The following is a 16,806-nucleotide window of genomic DNA, read 5'->3' on the forward strand; positions in this document are numbered from 1 at the left end:
CGCTTGTGGCACAGGCTGTTCGGAGCGCCGGCGCCCGGGCGGTGGTGCAGACCGGCTGGGCGGGACTCGACGCGAGCGGGGACGACGTGATCGCGGTCGGCGACATACCCCACGACTGGCTCTTCGCGCGCGCGGCTGATCGCCTCGGCCAGCGCGGCTTGTGTCCGCACCGACGACCGGTCCAGGGCCAGCACCGGCACGTCGACAACGTCGAGCACCTCGGCCAGCAGCGGCAGAGTGCCGACGGTCGGCTCACCATGACCACCGCCCTCGGCCCCACGTGCCACCACCACGTCCACGCCCGCATCGACCGCGCGACGGGCCGCGTCAACCGTGGCCACCTGCGTCGTCACGGTCAGGCCGGCGTCGTGCGCCCGGCGCACCCAGGACCAGTCCTGCCCGAAACTCACACTCAACAGGGCGGGCTGGGCCGTCAGCGCGACGTCGAACAGATCCGGCCGGTCCTGAGCGACCCAGTGCACCAGGCCGATTCCGAATCTCTGCCCCTCGAGTCGCGCGAGCTCGGCGGACAGCTGCTCGGCCGTCGCCGAACTGCCCATGCCGACCATGCCCAGTCCTCCGGCAGCCGAGACCGCGGCAGCCAGCCGGCCGCCTGCCGCACCGCCCATGGGTGCGTTGACGATGGGGACATCGATGCCGGTGGCCTGTGACCACGTGGTTGCCAAGCTCACAGCCTGCAATGTTACGTCGTTGTTACAATGGGGATCGCCTGCACATGGCACCGGACGAGGCGCACCCGTACCCGGCCAGCGACAAGACGGGGTGTTTGGAGGTGTGCCATGGCATGGCTGATTCTCGTTATCTCCGGCGTCCTCGAAGCGGTCTGGGCGACCGCCCTGAGCAAGACCGAAGGTTTCACCCGGCTCTGGCCGTCGGTGATATTCGGTGTGGCGCTTATCTTGTCGATGATCGGGCTGGCCATGGCGATGCGCAGCCTGCCCCCTGGCACCAGCTACGCGATCTGGGTCGGCATCGGTGCGGTGCTGACCGTCGGTTTCGCGATGATAACCGGTGCCGAATCGGCTTCGGTGATCAAGGTGGTGCTGATGCTCGGCGTCGTCGGCTGCATCGTCGGCCTGAAGGCCGTCAGCCACTAGAAGTTTTCCCGCCCCGCTTTGTCACGCCAGCGTGGCTGTCGACCGCCGGCGCCACTCCAGCGTGACAAAGTGCGGCGAGTCCGCACGCTAGCGTGACGCTCGACCTCGGGCGCCACTCTGGCGTGACAGAGCGAGGGCGGTCAAGGCACGGCGTGGCAGAGCGCGGGCGGGGCAAGTGCGAGGGCGGGCGAGAGCGCGGGGCTCGCGACGAGCACAACCCCTACCGCCGCAGTAACCGCGAAAGCCCGAGGGCGCCAATGGCTCCCGCAGCAGCGGCGGCCAATGCACCGAACACCCCGATCCCCTCGCGGACCTGCACCCTGGTGACGATCTGCGCGGGGTCCGGTGGTGGCACCGGCGCCTCGGCCAGGCTCTCCTTGGATGTCGCTGCCCAGGCCGTCGCGAACAGAATGAGTCGCGCGGTGACATAGGCGAACACCATCAGACCCAGCACCGGTCCGAACGTCGCCCCGGCTGGGCCGTTGAGCACGGACTGCAGGTAGATCGACGCCACCTGTTTGAAGATCTCGAATCCGACAGCCGCCAGGAGGCCGCCGCGGATCGACCGGCGGAACGGCACCGGCTCGCGCGGCAATCGGGAGATGATCCAGGTGAACAACAACCACGAGATCGCGACCGATACGGCGATCGATACGAGGCGCAACCCGCTTCCGAGCAAGGCGCCGTCATGAAGGCCGATCCAGCGCAACACCCTTCGCATCAACGTCGGATCGCCGAGCACCGTGAGCCCGATGGTGATCACCATGGCCAGGAACGCCGACACCAGGGCGAGCAGGTCCGAGAGCTTGTTGCCGACGAAGCTGGACTCGGCGTGCTGCTCCCACATCTGGCTCAGCGCCTCGCGCAGGTTGGCCATCCAACCCAGGCCGGCCCACGCCGCGGTGGCCAAGCCGATCACGCCGACGGTGCCGCGCGACGCGATGGCCGAGTCCATCAGCGTCACAAGTTGCTGGCCGAGATCACCCGACACCGCCTGACGGATCCGCTGCTCGATTTCCTCGAGCAGGTCCGGACGCCGCGACAGCAGGAAACCGCCCGCCGCGAAGCCGACCATCAGCAACGGGAAGAGAGCGAAGATCGTGAAATAGGTGATGCCGGCGGCATAGAAGTTGCCGTTGCAGTCGTTGTAGCGCTCCTGCGCCCGCATCACATGGTCGAACCAGGGAAAGCGGGCGCGTAGCCGGTCCAGGAATCCCGGCTTCTCGGGCTCGTCCACCGCCAACCCCTCCCCTGGCGCTTATGGCGTTTGCTGGAGAAACCCTATCCTGTCGTAAACCCGAGCGAGAGTCTTCCCCGCGACCTCGCGGGCGTGTTCCGCCCCGGCAGCCAGAACCGACTGCAGTTCGGCCGGGTCGTCCAGCAGTTCGTCTACACGGGTCTTGATGGGCGTGACGAACTCCACCACCGCCTCAGCGGTCTCCTTCTTGAGATCGCCATAGCCGCGGCCGGCATAGCCTTCGACCAGCTTGTCGACCTCGGTGCCGGTCACCGCGGACTGGATGGTCAGCAGGTTCGAGATGCCCGGCTTGTTCTCCTGGTCGAACCGGATCTCGCGCTCGCTGTCGGTTACCGCCGAGCGGATCTTCTTGGCCGTGGCCTTCGGATCGTCGAGCAGGCTGATCAGCCCGGCATCGGTAGCGGCCGATTTGCTCATCTTCGCGGACGGATCCTGCAGGTCGTAGATCTTGGCGGTGGCCTTGGGGATCATCGCCTCGGGCACCACGAAGGTGTCCGGGAACCGGGCGTTGAATCGCTGCGCCAGGTCGCGGGCCAGCTCCAGGTGCTGACGCTGGTCCTCCCCGACCGGAACCAGGTCGGTGTCGTAGAGCAGCACGTCGGCTGCCATCAGCACCGGGTAGGTGAACAGACCCACGGTGGTCGCGTCGGCCCCCTGCTTCTGCGACTTGTCCTTGAACTGGGTCATCCGCGAAGCCTGACCGAAACCGGTGAAACACCCGAGCACCCACGCCAATTGGCTGTGCTCGGGGACATGGCTCTGGACGAACACGGTGCTGCGCGTCGGGTCGATGCCCAAAGCCAGGTACTGCGCAGCCGTCACCAGCGTGCGGCGGCGCAGCGTCTCGGGATCCTGCGGCACGGTGATGGCGTGCTGGTCGACGACGCAGAAGAACGCCTCGTAACCGTCCTGCAACTGCGCCCAGTGCGTGACGGCACCCAGCGCATTGCCGAGGTGCAGGGAGTCGGAGGTGGGCTGGGCGCCCGAGAATACGACCTGTTTGCTTCCGGTACTCATGATCTTCTGATTTTCGCACTGGCGTCATCGGGATTCTTCGCGGGTCAGCTGCTGTAGCACTCGCAGGAACACTTTCCGATCGTCGGCGGACAACTCGCCCAGCCAGCGCTCCTCCCCGCGCTGGATGTCCCGCTGGACCGCATCCTTGACCGCCCGGCCCGCTTCGGTGATGGCCAACAGCCGCACGCGGCGGTCGTCGGGATCGGCCTCGCGCTCGATCAAGCCCTGCTGTTGCAGGTCATCGAGGGTCCGAATGATGCGCGTCTTGTCGGCATTGATCGCCTCGGCCAGCGCGGCTTGTGTCCGCACCGACGACCGGTCCAGGGCCAGCAGGACGACATAGCCCCACATCGTCAGGCCGTGGGCATCGAGCACCGGCTGCTCGGCGTCGATCATCTCCCGCAGCAGCGGGGCGAGCATGGCCGCCAAGTCCGGGCGTCGAGACATCCGATCAGCGTAAGCGTTGCAATATTATGTGCTCATGCTTATCGTAAGCGCATGCATACTATTGAAGTAGACTTACGCCCCCTGCACCGCGTCGCCGTTCTGCGCTCCGTCGAAGCCGTCGATGCGGTCCGCTCATCCGACCTGGACCGCCCCACCCCGTGTGCGGAGTGGACGCTGGCCGATCTCCTGGCCCATATGACCGTGCAGCACCGCGGATTCGCCGCGGCCGCCCGCGGACGCGGCGCCGATGAATCGGTCTGGGATGTCGAGACCGTGGCCGACGCCGTGCGCGCCGACCCGGTCGGTATGTACGCCGATGCCGCACACGACGTGCTCGACGCCTTCGCGGCAGACGGAATCACCGAGGCCACGTTCGCCTTGCCCGAGTTCGGACCGAATGCGACGTTCCCGGGCGCCCTGGCGATCGGATTCCATCTCGTCGATTACGCCGTACACGGCTGGGATGTCGCAGCCAGCCTCGCTGCGTCCTACGAGCTGCCCGCCGACGTGGTCGCTGCCGTGCTGCCGCTGGTGCTCGCGATCCCCGACGGCGACTTCCGCGACACTCCCGCGTCACCGTTCGACCGGGCCGTCAACGCCTCGGCAGCAACGGATTTCGAGAGGGTCCTGCTACACCTCGGCCGCCGGCCGGGCTGGCGTCAGCCGTAGCAGACCGTCACCGGTGAGTGATCCGACCACCGCAGCGCGTACAGCTCGGCCCGGTCCACCCGGGCCGACGTGGCCTTGACCGCCAGCGTCGGGCTGGCCAGGTGATAGTCGATGCGCCAGCCGGCGTCGTTGTCGAAAGCCTTGCCGCGCCACGACCACCAGCTGTAGGGCCCGGCCACGTCGGGATGCAGCACCCGCACCACATCCACCCAGCCCGTACCCAGCAGCTCGGTCAGCCAAGCCCGTTCACTGGGCAGAAAGCCCGCCTTCTTGACGTTGCCCTTCCAGTTCTTGATGTCGTTCTCGGTGTGCGCGATGTTCCAATCCCCGCACAGCACCGCATCACGAGAGTGCAGCTCGGCCATCCGGGCCGCGACCGTGGCCATGAACCGTTCCTTTTCCAGCTGGCGGTCCGTCTCGGCCTCGCCGGTCGGCACGTAGATGCTGGCGACCGTGACGCCCGCGGTGTCCACCTCGAGGTAGCGCCCGTGGGTCTCGAACTCCTCGGAGACCAGCAGCCGCGCCGCCTCGATGGGATGCCGGGACAGCACGGCAACACCGTTGCGGCCCTTCACATGCGGAACCGCCGAGGCCAGATTCCAGCCATCGGCCAGAGCCGGCGCCAGAGCATCATTGAGTTGCTCGTCGTCAGCCCGTGTCTCCTGCAGGCACACCACGTCGGCCTCGGTCTCTTTGAGCCAGGGCAGCAGGCCGAGATTGTCGGTGGACCGCTGCTTGACCGCGGCGCGAATGCCGTTGACGTTGATGGTGCTGACGGTCAGAGGTGCCGGAGATGCCACGCCCAGACCCTACCGATCCACACCGACAGGCCCTTGCGGTACCGGCGGTATCGCCTTAATGTCTGGCGGCATGGCTGAACGCGCTCCCATCCACCTGGGCTCGGGCGAACCGATCCTGCTGCTGCACCCGTTCCTCCTGTCGCAGAGCGTGTGGAAGTACGTCGCACCGCAACTCGCCCAGACCGGCCGCTACGAGGTGTTCGCCCCCACCATGGCCGGCCACCACGGCGGCGCGCACGCGCCCGTTCTCCTCGACGTCGCGACGCTGGCCGACGACGTCGAACGCCGGCTCGACAAACTGGGCTGGTGCACGGCGCACATCGTCGGCAATTCCCTGGGCGGCTGGGTGGCCTTCGAGCTCGAACGACGCGGCCGGGCTCGCACGTTGACCGGCATCGCGCCCGCGGGCGGCTGGTCACGGTTCACGCCGGCGAAGTACGAGATCATCGCCAAGTTCATGGCCGCGCTGCCGGTGGTGCTGGCCACCACCGCACTTCGTCAGCAGGTCCTGAAATTGCCGCTGTCCGAGCAGATCTCATATCTGGCCGTGAGTGCGACGCCCGACGTGCTCAACGCAGGCGACCGGCAGGATCTGGTCGAGGATGTCGCACACTGCCCGGCCTACTTCAAGCTCATGGTCAAGGCGCTGACCACCGCAGGCCTGATGGAGATCAAGAATTCGCGAACCCCAACCCAGCTCGTGATCTGCGAGAAAGACCGGGTGCTGCCCGCACCGCGGTTCACCCGCCATTTCACCGCGAACCTGGCCCCCGACGCGGTGGTGAAGACGCTGAAGGGCGTCGGGCACGTGCCGATGTTCGAGGCACCCGACACCATTACACGGGTGATCACCGAATTCGTGGACCGGAACATCGACCAACCGCGCGCGACGGGCTGAACCCGTCGATTCGAAATTCACGCGACTAGTTGCGATCGCAATATTCCCGAAGTAAATTACCTGCGTAATTGACGTGACTTTAAAAATCCTCGTCCGCTAACGCGTTGCATAAGGCAAGCTCCGGAATGGCAGTTCACCAACCGCAATTCACTGGAGGGGGTTTGCAATGGATGTGCAGGAAAGGGATAAGGAAACCGTCGCGCCGAAGAATCCGACGAGTCCGGCGAGGAACCGCACGAACCGAACGACGCGAGCGACCATCATCGGCGGACTGGCAACCGGTTTGGCCACCCTGTCGATGAGCGCCATCGGATCCGCGAATGCATCATGCGTTTCGTTCAGCGGATTCGGCATCGGCGGCGGCTGCCAGAGTTCTTTCGGAAGTTTTGCCCTCGTCATCGGTAGTGGGCAGGCAACCGCCAATGGATTTCTCACGGCCGCGATATCGACGGGCAGTCAAACCACTTCGTCGACCGACGGCCTCCTGTCCCTCGCCTATGCGGGTGGCACGGGTTCCTCGGCCACCACCCTTGGCGCGCTGAATTTCGCGGCCGCCGGATTCGGCTTCGAAGGACCACTCGGCGTCGGCTCGAATATCAGCGCGGTAGCAGGCCTCAGCCCCTCCGATGTCCTCAATCTCGCATTCAACGTCGGGGCTGCGGAGGCGGGCACCACCAACGAGACCCGGGCGGGCAACGGCGCGTTCAATATCGCCGGGAACTTCCTCGGCACTTCCACGGTCAGCGGACCACAGCCGAACAAGAACATGCTGGTGCAGGCAACCGGTTTCGGCAATGCTGCGCTGACCGCGTTCGGCAACCGCAACCTGGTATCGGCAATGGGCACGCTCAACGCCGCGATCAACATGGGCAGCCCGGTCGGCTTCCCCAACGGCAGCGACAACCAGGTCAGTGCGGGCACCCCAGATCGCAATGCCCTGCTGAGTCTGGCGTTCAACGGAAGTGGCGCAGAGTCCGTCGTCCGCGCGGTCGGAGGCCCGTTCGCGGTCGCCGCGACGCTGTTCCGCCCCATTCATGCCGAGGCCATCCAGAACGGCCCTGGCATCACCATCCGGACACCGTCCAACCCGACGGGCGTGACCAGCACCCTGCACACCAAGACAACCCAAGAACGTCAGAATGCCCGCAACACAGTCACCGAGCGGATCACGAACTCGCTCAAGAAGACCCGCGACGCCGTTGGCAACGCCACACGGCGCCTCAACACCAAGGACTCGGAAGCGAACAGCACCGCCAGGAAGGCGAAAGCCGGCGCCACGAAGCCTGCGGACGACAAGGACTGACGGTAGGCAGCAGGCGGGGCGGCCCCGGATCCCATCCGGAAGCCGCCCCGCCTGTGCTGTCTAGGCCTTCTCGGAGGCCGCGAGCGCCTCGTTGAGCGTCTTGCTCGGACGCATCACCGCGGCGGTCTTCTCCGGGTCCGGGTAGTAGTAGCCGCCGATATCGGCCGGCTTACCCTGGGCCGCATTGAGTTCGGAGACGATGGCCTGCTCCTGCTCGCCGAGCGACTTGGCCAGCGGCGCGAAGTGCGCGGCCAGCTCCTTGTCCTCGGTCTGCTCGGCCAGCGCCTGCGCCCAGTACAGCGCGAGGTAGAACTGGCTGCCCCGGTTGTCCAGCTCACCGGTCTTGCGCGACGGAGACTTGTTTTCGTCCAACAACTTTCCGGTCGCGGTGTCGAGCGCGGTGGCCAGCACCTTGGCCTTGGCGTTGTCGGTCTTGTTGCCCAGATCCTCCAGGCTGGCGCCGAGCGCGAGGAACTCGCCGAGCGAATCCCAGCGCAGGTGGTTCTCCTCCACCAGCTGATGGACGTGCTTGGGGGCCGAACCACCGGCACCGGTCTCGTACAGGCCACCACCGGCCATCAGCGGCACGATCGAGAGCATCTTGGCACTGGTGCCCAGCTCCAGGATCGGGAACAGGTCAGTCAGGTAGTCACGCAGGATGTTGCCGGTCGCGGCGATGGTGTCCTGCCCGCGGATGACACGCTCCAGCGTGTACCGCATGGCCCACACCTGCGGCAGGATCGTGATGTCCAGGCCCTCGGTGTCCTCTTCCTTGAGGTACGCCTTGACCTTCTTGCGCAGCTCGTTCTCGTGCGGACGCTCGTCGTCGAGCCAGAACACACACGTCATGCCGGACAACCGGGCGCGGTTGACAGCCAGCTTGACCCAGTCCCGGATCGGCGCGTCCTTGACGATCGGCATCCGCCAGATGTCGCCCTCTTCGACTTCCTGACTCAGCAGCACCTCGCCGGAGTCGATGTCGACGATCTTGGCGACGCCGGCCTCGGGGATCTCGAAGGTCTTGTCGTGGCTGCCGTACTCCTCGGCCTTCTGCGCCATCAGACCGACGTTGGGCACCGTGCCCATCGTGGTCGGATCGAACTGGCCGTGGGTCTTACAGAAGTTGATCATCTCCTGGTACATCCGGGAGAACGTCGACTCGGGGTTGACGGCCTTCGTGTCCTTGGTACGGCCGTCGGCGCCGTACATCTTGCCGCCGAGGCGGATCATCGCCGGCATCGACGCGTCGACGATGACGTCTGAGGGTGAGTGGAAGTTCGAGATGCCCTTGGCCGAATCCACCATGGCCAGCTCGGGCCGGTGTTCGTGGCAGCGGTGCAGGTCCTCGATGATCTCCTCACGCTGCGAGGCGGGCAGCGCCTCGATCTTGCTGTAGAGATCCGACAGGCCGTTGTTGACGTTGACGCCGAGCTCGTCGAACAGCTTCTGATGCTTGGCGAAGGCGTCCTTGTAGAAGACCTTGACGGCATGGCCGAACACGATCGGATGGCTGACCTTCATCATGGTCGCCTTCACGTGCAGCGAGAACATGACACCGGTCTTGTAGGCGTCCTCGATCTGCTCCTCGTAGAACTCGATGAGCGCCTTCTTGCTCATGTACATGGAGTCGATGACATCGCCCTCATCAAGCTTGACCTCGGGCTTGAGCACGATCGTCTCGCCGCCGGCGGTCTCCAGCTCCATCCGGACGTTGCGCGCCTTGTCCAGCGTCATCGACTTCTCACCGTGGTAGAAGTCGCCGGTCTTCATGGTGGCCACGTGGGTCCGCGAGGCCTGCGACCACTCGCCCATGCTGTGCGGGTGTTTGCGCGCGTACTCCTTGACCGCCTTGGGGGCGCGGCGATCCGAGTTACCTTCGCGCAGAACGGGGTTCACCGCGCTGCCGAGGATCTTTGAATAGCGATCGCGGATCGCCTTCTCTTCGTCGGTCTTGGGATCGCCCGGGTAGTTGGGGACGGCGTAGCCCTTGTCCTGGAGTTCCTTGATGGCGGCCGCGAGCTGCGGGACCGAGGCGCTGATGTTGGGCAGCTTGATGATGTTGGTCTCGGGCAGCTGGGTGAGACGGCCGAGCTCACCGAGGTTGTCCGGGACCTTCTGGTCCTCGGTCAAGTAGTCACCGAATTCGGCCAGGATGCGGGCCGCAACCGAGATGTCACTGGTCTGAATATCGATACCGGCCGGCTCTGCAAAAGCGCGGATGATCGGCAAGAAGGAGTACGTCGCTAGCAGCGGCGCCTCGTCGGTCAGCGTGTAGATGATGGTCGGCTGCTGGGCAGTCATGGTTGCTCTCCCGGCGTCAGTCTGGGTTCGACGAGGATCACTCGTTGTTACCCGCGGTTATTCGCTGCTCTGTATCGCGGGCCAGACTACAAGGGCGCGGACCGCGGCGAAGGAGCAGCTTTCATTACTGACCAGTAACTTTGGGTTACGGCGAGCCGTCCAGCACCCCGGCGCGCCCATCGAACTGAACACGTTTCAGTCCTACCCGCGCAGATCCGGCAAACACTCCGCAGAACCGACTGGCACCGCGTCAGCGCGTTGCGATAAGCTGCAGGCCGGTCATGAGTGTCAGCATCAAGCCCCGGCTTGCTGGCCGGCAACCCTCCAACCGCGGTGGGGTGCCCCGGGTGATGACCAGGTTGAGCAGCTGTACGCAGCTGTAAGGCAAGCGCGGGTCCGAAGGTACGGGCCCCCAGACAGACAGGGAAACCTGATGGAGGCCAGCCATGTGTATGTGTCCGTGAACCCAAGGTGTCAGCCCATCGTCATCGATGGCATGCCCGACGCCCGGTAGCCGACCGCACTTCCCCTACCTTCCTCATCCCCTTCACGGAGGAGAAACCAAGCCATGACAAACCCCGAAGACGTCGCGAACTGGTCATTCGAGACCAAGCAGGTCCACGCCGGTCAGAGCCCCGACGCCGCCACCAAGGCACGGGCCCTGCCGATCTACCAGACCACCTCGTACACCTTCGACAGCACCGACCACGCCGCGGCACTGTTCGGGCTGGCGGAGCCGGGCAACATCTACACCCGTATCGGCAACCCCACCACTGACGTCGTCGAGCAGCGCATCGCCGCGCTCGAAGGCGGCGTGGCCGCACTGCTGCTGTCCTCGGGCCAGGCCGCCGAGACCTTCGCGATCCTCAACCTCGCCGGCGCCGGCGACCACATCGTGTCCAGTCCTCGCCTCTACGGCGGCACGTACAACCTGTTCCACTACACGCTGCCCAAGCTGGGCATCGAGGTCAGCTTCGTCGAAGATCCCGACAGCCTGGACAGCTGGCGCGCGGCCGTGCGGCCGAACACCAAGGCCTTCTTCGCCGAGACCATCTCCAACCCTCAAATAGATGTGCTCGACATTCCTGGTGTGTCCGCCGTGGCACACGAGAACGGTGTCCCGCTGATCGTCGACAACACGATCGCCACGCCGTACCTGATCCAGCCGATCGCGCTCGGCGCCGACATCGTGGTGCACTCGGCGACCAAGTACCTGGGCGGCCACGGCTCGGCGATCGCCGGTGTGATCGTCGACGGCGGCACCTTCGACTGGACCAACGGCAAGTTCCCCGGTTTCACCGAGCCGGACCCCAGCTACCACGGCGTGGTCTTCGCCGAGCTGGGTGCGCCGGCCTACGCGCTCAAGGCACGGGTGCAGCTGCTGCGCGACCTGGGCAGCGCCATCTCCCCGTTCAACGCCTTTTTGATCGCCCAGGGATTGGAAACGCTGTCCCTGCGTGTTGAACGCCATGTGGCCAACGCACAGAAGGTCGCCGAGTATCTCGCCGGACATTCCGACGTCACCTCGGTGAACTACGCCGGGCTCCCCACCTCGCCCTGGTACGAGCTGGGCCGGACGATCGCCCCGAAGGGCACCGGCGCCGTGCTGGCCTTCGAGCTGGCCGGTGGGGTGGAAGCAGGCAAGGCATTCGTCAACGCCCTGACGCTGCACAGCCACGTCGCCAACATCGGCGATGTGCGCTCACTCGTCATCCACCCGGCCTCGACAACTCACCAGCAGCTCTCCCCCGAGGAGCAGCTGTCCACCGGCGTCACGCCGGGTCTGGTGCGGTTGGCCGTCGGTATCGAGGGCATCGACGACATCCTGGCCGATCTGGAGCAGGGGTTCGCCGCTGCCCGTCCGTTCAGCGGCGTGCCGCAGACTGCGGCGACGGTGTAGGACGGCGAGAGAACCGGCATGACGATCACCGAAGAACCGCCCGTGTCCACCCTCCCGTTGCCCGCCGAAGGCGAGATCAGCGTGGTGCACATCGGTGCACTGACACTGGAGAACGGCACCGTCCTGCCGGATGTGTCGATCGCCGTGCAGCGGTGGGGCGAACTGTCACCCGCGCGCGACAACGTGGTGATGGTGTTGCACGCACTGACCGGTGACTCCCACGTCACGGGTCCGGCCGGCGACGGTCATCCGACCGCGGGCTGGTGGGACGGGGTGGCCGGGCCGGGCGCCCCGATCGACACCGACCAGTGGTGTGCGATTTCGACGAACGTGCTCGGCGGCTGCCGCGGGTCCACCGGCCCCGGCTCGCTCGCCCCCGACGGAAAGCCCTGGGGCTCAAGGTTTCCCCAAATCACGATCCGCGATCAGGTCGAGGCCGACCGGGCCGCGCTGGCAGCCTTCGGCATCACCGAGGTAGCGGCGGTGGTCGGCGGATCGATGGGTGGAGCACGCGCACTGGAATGGCTCGTCGGCCATCCCGACGAAGTCCGGGCCGGACTGGTCCTGGCCGTCGGAGCCCGCGCCACCGCCGATCAGATCGGCACCCAGAGCACCCAGGTCGCCGCCATCAAGGCCGATCCCGACTGGCAGGGCGGGGATTACTACGACACCGACCGGGCCCCGCTGGCCGGCATGGAGATCGCCCGGCGCTTCGCTCACCTGACCTATCGCGGCGAGGAAGAACTCGACGAGCGGTTCGGCAACGAGGCCCAGGGCGAGGAGGACCCGACCACCGGCGGGCGTTACGGGGTGCAGAGCTACCTGGAGTACCAAGGCGGCAAATTGGCGCGGCGGTTCGACCCAGGCACGTACGTGGCCCTCTCGGATGCCTTGTCCACCCACGATGTGGGCCGTGGCCGCGGCGGAGTCAACAGTGCGCTGCGCGGCTGTCCGGTACCTGTCATCGTCGGCGGGATCACCTCCGACCGGCTCTACCCGATCCGGCTGCAGGAAGAGCTGGCCGAGTTGCTCCCCGGCTGTAGCGGTCTGGACGTCGTCGATTCGGCATACGGCCACGACGGCTTCCTGGTCGAGACGGAAGTGGTGGGCAAGTTGATCCGCCGCACGCTGGAGCTGGCACAGCGGTGAGCTCACCCAAGGCGCGTTCCCTGTCCTTCGGCTCAGAAGCCGCAGCATACGAACGCGGCCGGCCGTCGTACCCGCCGGAGGCGATCGACTGGCTGCTGCCCGAGGGCGCCCACGATGTGCTGGACCTGGGCGCGGGCACCGGCAAGCTGACCACCCGCCTGGTCGAACGCGGGCTGGACGTGATCGCTGTCGACCCCATCCCGGAAATGCTTGAGCTGCTGTCGAACTCACTGCCGGACACCCCGGCATTGTTGGGCACGGCAGAGGAGATCCCGCTGGCCGACAACAGCGTCGACGCGGTGCTGGTGGCCCAGGCCTGGCACTGGTTCGACCCCGAGCGGGCTGTCAAGGAGGTCAGCCGGGTGTTGCGGCCCGGGGGCCGGTTGGGCCTGGTGTGGAACACCCGCGACGAACGGCTGGGCTGGGTCAAGGATCTGGGCCGCATCATCGGCCCCGAACACGACCCGTTCACCAACGAGGTGACGTTGGCCGAGCCCTTCGGCGAGATCGAACGGCACCAGGTGGAGTGGACGAGTTACCTGACGCCGCAGGCCCTCATCGACCTGGTGGCCTCACGGAGCTACTGCATCACCTCACCGGAAAAGGTCCGGACCCGGACGCTGGAGCAGGTGCGCGAACTGCTCGCCACGCACCCGGCGCTGGCCAACTCGTCCGGGCTGGCGCTGCCGTATGTCACGGTCGGTATCCGGGCCACGCTGACCTAGTCCGGTGCGGCGACGAATCCGCCGATGAGAGCAGTGCCGGGGCCCGGCCGGGCACCCGGGCCTGCCGTGGCTGTCGCCGTCGACGCGTCGAGGTCACCCCCGCACTGTGCGCACACGGTCTTTGCCGTGGTGGCGCAGCCACATTCGGTGTGGATGATCAAGGCCGGCGGCCCGTCCGCGTCGGCCAGCCACTTGTCCCCCCAGGCGACCAGGGTCGCGATCACCGGGTACAGATCACGCCCCTTGTCGGTGAGCACGTACTCGTAGCGCGGCGGCGCGCTCTGATACTGGCGGCGTTCCACCACCGCGTGACGTTCGAGCTCATCGAGACGTGCGGCCAGGATGTTCGACGCGATGCCGAGATCGCGCCGGATGTCCTCGAAGCGAGTCATTCCCGCGAACAGGTCGCGCAGAACAAGCGGTGTCCACCGCTGCCCCACCACTTCGACAGCCCGCGCGATCGAGCACGAGATGTCGCTGAAGGACTGTTTGGGCACCCCTCGACGGTAGTCCATTGCAATTCACAATGGACTGCGGTTGAGTGGGTTGCGAATCGCAACCTAGGTGAGGACAGGGCATGACAACGACTACCGACTCGGTCGCCGCGTTCTGCGAGGCCACCCGGACCAACGACCTCGACGCACTCATCGCGACCCTCGCGCCCGACGCCGAGCTGATCTCGCCGCTTTCCGGGCGGATGGTGTTCCGGGGCCACGACGACCTGCGCCGGCTACTCGGTGCCGTGTACGGCGGACTGCATGACCTGATCTGGCGGGAAGTGATCGGCGACGGCCCGACCCGAGTCGCGATCAGCGAGGGCCGCGTCGCGGGCGTGGCCATCACCGACGCGCTGGTTTTCGAACTCGATGGCAGCGGGCAGATCCGGCGCCTGCGCCCACACCTGCGGCCGTGGCTCGCGACCACCGTGTTCGCCATGCTGCTCGGACCGAAGATCGCCCGCCATCCCGGCGTCCTGCGCCGCGCCCTCAGGCACTGAGGGCGGCGTCCTCGGCCTCCGGCCCGAACCAGCGGTCCAGAGCCGCACGTAGACCTGTCCCGTCGAATTCGTCTGCCGCCCAGGCGACGTAGCCGTCGGGACGGATCAGCAGTGCCGCGGCAGGTCGGTCGGCGACGGTCGCCTCGACGACGTCGAGCCGGTCACGCCGGCCGTCGACGACATCTCGGTATCCGCCCGAAAGATCAAGCAGCAGCGGTCGGCCCGAGTGCAGCAGCTGGGCAATCCGGCGCCCGTCGTCAAGCACGAAATCCGGGACGAAGTATCCGGACAGCCTGTGCTCATCGCCGACGTCGTAGCGGACATCGGAACCGGACAGCACTCCGGCGATGTGCGCCGAACCGTCCGGTGTCGCCAACAGCTCGCCGAAAAGTGTCCGCAGTGCGGTCACCTCGGGCCCGGCGGCCATGAGCGCGGCCTGGGCCATGGAGTGCATCATCACCCGCTGGCCGGCCGGCCAGCGCTCGCCGTGATAGCTGTCCAACAGGCCCTCAGGCGCCCAACCCTGCACGGCGGCGGCCAGTTTCCAGCCCAGATTCATCGCGTCCTGCATGCCCAGGTTCAACCCCGGCCCGCCCATGGCCGAATGCACATGGGCCGCATCCCCCACCAGGAAGACATTGCCGGTGCGGTACTGCGCGGCCTGACGGGTGTTCTGGCCGTTGATCCGCCGCAACGCATGCGGCCCCGGCCAGTTCGGCGGTTCCAGCGGTAGGCCGGCACCGACGACCCGCTTCACACTCTCGCGCAGTTCATCGACGGTCAACTCGGGAGCGTCATCCGGGAGAATGGAGCCGTACTCGATGGTCCCCACCATCGACCGACCTGGCTGGAACTCGGCATAGATGAGCACCCCGCCGTCGAACCTATTGTGTCCAAATGGGATTCGACCGATCCCGGGCACGTTCAATCCTCCGTCACTGCTACGGAGTCGCTCGGGCAGGCTGACGTGGGCCACGCGGGCGACCACCTCGGTGGTCAGCCCGGGAAACTCGATGCCGGCCTTCTTCCGCACCGGAGAGCGGCCGCCGTCGGCGCCGACGAGATAGGTGGCCGGCAGCTGGTAGCCGCCCTCCGCCGAGGAGACAGTCAAGACGACGCCGTCGGGCACCTGCTCGAAATCGGTGAGTTCATGCCCCCACCGGATTTCGACCCCGAGGCCCTGCACCCAGTCCACCAGTTGGCGTACCACCTGGGGTTGTTGGATCAACATGCCGTACATCGGATTGTCCGCGACGTCCACGAACGGCACCTGCATGCCCGCGAAGATGTAGCCGGCCATCGGCTCCGGCGCCTGGTCGACCCCGCTGAGCGTCTGGTACAGGCCGCGCAGATCGAGCACTCGATTCGCCTGTCCGACAATGCCGTTGGCCTTGAGCTCAGCGCTGGGTCCGGGTAATTGCTCCAACACCACGGGTCGCACCCCGGCCAGGGCCAGCTCCCCGGCCACCAACAGGCCGTTGGGCCCGGCACCCGAGATGACGACATCGATCCGATCTGTCATTTGTTCCCTCCTGGTTCAGGCAGGCCGGCGGCCACCGCCGCGAACCCCTTACGAAGCAATTCGGCGAAAGCTACTGGCGGATCGGCATTTCCGTACTCGTCCATCGCCGCGTCGCCGACCGCGCGCACCACGGCAGCCACCAGCCGTGGATACATGTCGCGTTCCGGGTCGGTCCCGGTCCGCTCAGCGATCGCCGCTACCCACTCGTCGTTCAAGCCCCGGAAAGTGGCGTCGCGGATTTCCGGGATCATCAGCAGTTTGCGGACCTCGGCCAGCTGCCGGCGGGTCGGTATTGCGTTCTCTTCACCGTAGACGTCGGACATGTCGTCGCCCAACGGTTTAATCACCGATTCGGTGATGGCCGTCCACAGCGGTTCGTCGGCCGGGCGCGAACGCAGCAGGTCGATGCTGCGGCGCATACGTTCCTGTTGCCGATACCCCAGCGCGTCGTACTTGCCGGCGAAGTAGTTGGTGAACGTACGCAACGAGACACCGGCGAGGTTGGCGATGTCCTCACGGGTGACGTTCTCCAGTCCCCGCTCGAACGCCAAGCTCAGGGCGGCATCGCTCAGGGCCCTCCGCGTATCGAGCTTCTTGCGTTCTCGCAGTCCTGGCTCCATGCCCTCACGATAGACGCAATATTGCCTACTGGGCAATATTGCCTCCTGGGCAACTCCTGTGAGATCCGCGGCCCCCGAAATT

16 protein-coding genes, 1 pseudogene and 2 riboswitches are annotated in these 16,806 nt (G+C 66.3%); of the genes and pseudogenes, 8 read left to right on the forward strand and 9 right to left on the reverse strand.

Features of this window, described 5'->3' with window-relative positions:
• Nucleotides 1-185 precede the first annotated feature (185 nt).
• Nucleotides 186-692, reverse strand: a pseudogene (locus BN2156_RS13275) (nitronate monooxygenase); the annotation flags it as partial.
• Nucleotides 693-723: 31 nt separating this feature from the next.
• A riboswitch (guanidine-III (ykkC-III) riboswitch) is annotated at nt 724-788 on the forward strand.
• Between the two features lie 12 nt (nt 789-800).
• On the opposite strand from BN2156_RS13275, the gene BN2156_RS13280 reads away from it, so the two are divergent.
• A complete protein-coding gene (locus BN2156_RS13280) occupies nt 801-1,118 on the forward strand; it encodes a DMT family transporter (RefSeq protein WP_090514456.1) in 318 nt (105 codons plus the stop codon).
• A 220-nt stretch (nt 1,119-1,338) separates the two neighbouring features.
• Here BN2156_RS13280 and yhjD read toward each other — a convergent pair whose 3' ends face one another.
• From yhjD to BN2156_RS13295, 3 genes are read right to left on the reverse strand one after another with little or no spacing between them, the layout of a single operon-like run.
• Nucleotides 1,339-2,355, reverse strand: coding sequence for an inner membrane protein YhjD (yhjD, locus tag BN2156_RS13285; RefSeq protein WP_090514459.1), 1,017 nt, complete (start codon nt 2,353-2,355; stop codon nt 1,339-1,341).
• 21 nt (nt 2,356-2,376) lie between these two features.
• The gene (trpS, locus tag BN2156_RS13290) at nt 2,377-3,393 is read right to left on the reverse strand and encodes a tryptophan--tRNA ligase (protein WP_090514461.1); all 1,017 of its coding nucleotides are present in this window, start codon (nt 3,391-3,393) and stop codon (nt 2,377-2,379) included.
• Between the two features lie 24 nt (nt 3,394-3,417).
• Nucleotides 3,418-3,840 carry a MarR family winged helix-turn-helix transcriptional regulator gene (locus BN2156_RS13295; RefSeq protein WP_090514465.1) on the reverse strand — a complete coding sequence of 141 codons (423 nt, stop codon included), beginning with the start codon at nt 3,838-3,840 and terminating at the stop codon, nt 3,418-3,420.
• 51 nt (nt 3,841-3,891) lie between these two features.
• Here BN2156_RS13295 and BN2156_RS13300 point away from each other — a divergent pair, with 51 nt between their 5' ends.
• Nucleotides 3,892-4,509: a TIGR03086 family metal-binding protein gene (locus tag BN2156_RS13300; RefSeq protein WP_090514468.1), complete on the forward strand. Its 618-nt coding sequence runs from the start codon at nt 3,892-3,894 to the stop codon at nt 4,507-4,509.
• Here the strand turns inward: BN2156_RS13300 and BN2156_RS13305 are convergent.
• Entirely contained in the window at nt 4,500-5,291 is a 792-nt protein-coding gene (locus BN2156_RS13305; protein ID WP_090515868.1) for an exodeoxyribonuclease III, read from the reverse strand. The two genes, BN2156_RS13300 and BN2156_RS13305, sit on opposite strands and share 10 nt — an antisense overlap.
• A gap of 88 nt (nt 5,292-5,379) precedes the next feature.
• Here BN2156_RS13305 and BN2156_RS13310 point away from each other — a divergent pair, with 88 nt between their 5' ends.
• Both BN2156_RS13310 and BN2156_RS13315 read left to right on the forward strand, forming a co-directional pair.
• On the forward strand, nt 5,380-6,207 hold the full coding sequence (locus tag BN2156_RS13310) for an epoxide hydrolase EphH (RefSeq protein ID WP_090514471.1): 828 nt from the start codon (nt 5,380-5,382) through the stop codon (nt 6,205-6,207).
• Between the two features lie 166 nt (nt 6,208-6,373).
• A complete protein-coding gene (locus tag BN2156_RS13315) occupies nt 6,374-7,510 on the forward strand; it encodes a hypothetical protein (RefSeq protein WP_090514474.1) in 1,137 nt (378 codons plus the stop codon).
• Between the two features lie 60 nt (nt 7,511-7,570).
• Here the strand turns inward: BN2156_RS13315 and BN2156_RS13320 are convergent, their stop codons facing one another.
• Nucleotides 7,571-9,811: an NADP-dependent isocitrate dehydrogenase gene (locus tag BN2156_RS13320; RefSeq protein WP_090514477.1), complete on the reverse strand. Its 2,241-nt coding sequence runs from the start codon at nt 9,809-9,811 to the stop codon at nt 7,571-7,573.
• A gap of 277 nt (nt 9,812-10,088) precedes the next feature.
• Nucleotides 10,089-10,208, forward strand: a riboswitch (SAM riboswitch).
• A 171-nt stretch (nt 10,209-10,379) separates the two neighbouring features.
• Here BN2156_RS13320 and BN2156_RS13325 point away from each other — a divergent pair.
• The 3 genes from BN2156_RS13325 to BN2156_RS13335 are packed head-to-tail and all read left to right on the forward strand — an operon-like array spanning nt 10,380 to nt 13,585.
• Nucleotides 10,380-11,711 (forward strand): bifunctional o-acetylhomoserine/o-acetylserine sulfhydrylase, encoded by a 1,332-nt coding sequence (locus BN2156_RS13325; RefSeq protein WP_090514480.1) that lies wholly within the window; start codon nt 10,380-10,382, stop codon nt 11,709-11,711.
• Nucleotides 11,712-11,729: 18 nt separating this feature from the next.
• Complete coding sequence (gene metX, locus BN2156_RS13330; protein ID WP_090514483.1) at nt 11,730-12,860, forward strand: homoserine O-acetyltransferase MetX; 1,131 nt, start codon at nt 11,730-11,732, stop codon at nt 12,858-12,860.
• Complete coding sequence (locus BN2156_RS13335; protein WP_090514486.1) at nt 12,857-13,585, forward strand: class I SAM-dependent methyltransferase; 729 nt, start codon at nt 12,857-12,859, stop codon at nt 13,583-13,585. The genes metX and BN2156_RS13335 overlap by 4 nt, the downstream gene beginning before the upstream one ends.
• Here BN2156_RS13335 and BN2156_RS13340 read toward each other — a convergent pair.
• On the reverse strand, nt 13,582-14,082 hold the full coding sequence (locus tag BN2156_RS13340) for a winged helix-turn-helix transcriptional regulator (protein ID WP_090515870.1): 501 nt from the start codon (nt 14,080-14,082) through the stop codon (nt 13,582-13,584). The two genes, BN2156_RS13335 and BN2156_RS13340, sit on opposite strands and share 4 nt — an antisense overlap.
• An 80-nt stretch (nt 14,083-14,162) precedes the next feature.
• Here BN2156_RS13340 and BN2156_RS13345 point away from each other — a divergent pair, with 80 nt between their 5' ends.
• Complete coding sequence (locus tag BN2156_RS13345) at nt 14,163-14,582, forward strand: nuclear transport factor 2 family protein (protein WP_090514489.1); 420 nt, start codon at nt 14,163-14,165, stop codon at nt 14,580-14,582.
• Here BN2156_RS13345 and BN2156_RS13350 read toward each other — a convergent pair.
• Together BN2156_RS13350 and BN2156_RS13355 are read right to left on the reverse strand one after the other, a co-directional pair.
• Nucleotides 14,572-16,104 (reverse strand): FAD-dependent monooxygenase, encoded by a 1,533-nt coding sequence (locus BN2156_RS13350; protein ID WP_090514492.1) that lies wholly within the window; start codon nt 16,102-16,104, stop codon nt 14,572-14,574. The genes BN2156_RS13345 and BN2156_RS13350 overlap by 11 nt on opposite strands.
• Nucleotides 16,101-16,724, reverse strand: a complete 624-nt coding sequence (locus tag BN2156_RS13355; RefSeq protein ID WP_090514495.1) for a TetR/AcrR family transcriptional regulator — start codon at nt 16,722-16,724, stop codon at nt 16,101-16,103. The genes BN2156_RS13350 and BN2156_RS13355 overlap by 4 nt, the downstream gene beginning before the upstream one ends.
• Nucleotides 16,725-16,806 lie beyond the last annotated feature (82 nt).

Origin of the sequence: Mycolicibacterium neworleansense (assembly GCF_001245615.1) — a bacterium.
GTDB lineage: Bacteria > Actinomycetota > Actinomycetes > Mycobacteriales > Mycobacteriaceae > Mycobacterium > Mycobacterium neworleansense.

Excerpts from the sequence above, each read along its gene's own strand:
- BN2156_RS13280 (WP_090514456.1), top strand. The coding sequence starts at position 801 with ATGGCATGGCTGATTCTCGTTATCTCCGGCGTCCTCGAAGCGGTCTGG.
- trpS (WP_090514461.1), bottom strand. The coding sequence starts at position 3,393 with ATGAGTACCGGAAGCAAACAGGTCGTATTCTCGGGCGCCCAGCCCACC.
- BN2156_RS13295 (WP_090514465.1), bottom strand. The coding sequence starts at position 3,840 with ATGTCTCGACGCCCGGACTTGGCGGCCATGCTCGCCCCGCTGCTGCGG.
- BN2156_RS13300 (WP_090514468.1), top strand. The coding sequence starts at position 3,892 with ATGCATACTATTGAAGTAGACTTACGCCCCCTGCACCGCGTCGCCGTT.
- BN2156_RS13310 (WP_090514471.1), top strand. The coding sequence starts at position 5,380 with ATGGCTGAACGCGCTCCCATCCACCTGGGCTCGGGCGAACCGATCCTG.
- BN2156_RS13315 (WP_090514474.1), top strand. The coding sequence starts at position 6,374 with ATGGATGTGCAGGAAAGGGATAAGGAAACCGTCGCGCCGAAGAATCCG.
- BN2156_RS13320 (WP_090514477.1), bottom strand. The coding sequence starts at position 9,811 with ATGACTGCCCAGCAGCCGACCATCATCTACACGCTGACCGACGAGGCG.
- BN2156_RS13325 (WP_090514480.1), top strand. The coding sequence starts at position 10,380 with ATGACAAACCCCGAAGACGTCGCGAACTGGTCATTCGAGACCAAGCAG.
- metX (WP_090514483.1), top strand. The coding sequence starts at position 11,730 with ATGACGATCACCGAAGAACCGCCCGTGTCCACCCTCCCGTTGCCCGCC.
- BN2156_RS13345 (WP_090514489.1), top strand. The coding sequence starts at position 14,163 with ATGACAACGACTACCGACTCGGTCGCCGCGTTCTGCGAGGCCACCCGG.
- BN2156_RS13350 (WP_090514492.1), bottom strand. The coding sequence starts at position 16,104 with ATGACAGATCGGATCGATGTCGTCATCTCGGGTGCCGGGCCCAACGGC.
- BN2156_RS13355 (WP_090514495.1), bottom strand. The coding sequence starts at position 16,724 with ATGGAGCCAGGACTGCGAGAACGCAAGAAGCTCGATACGCGGAGGGCC.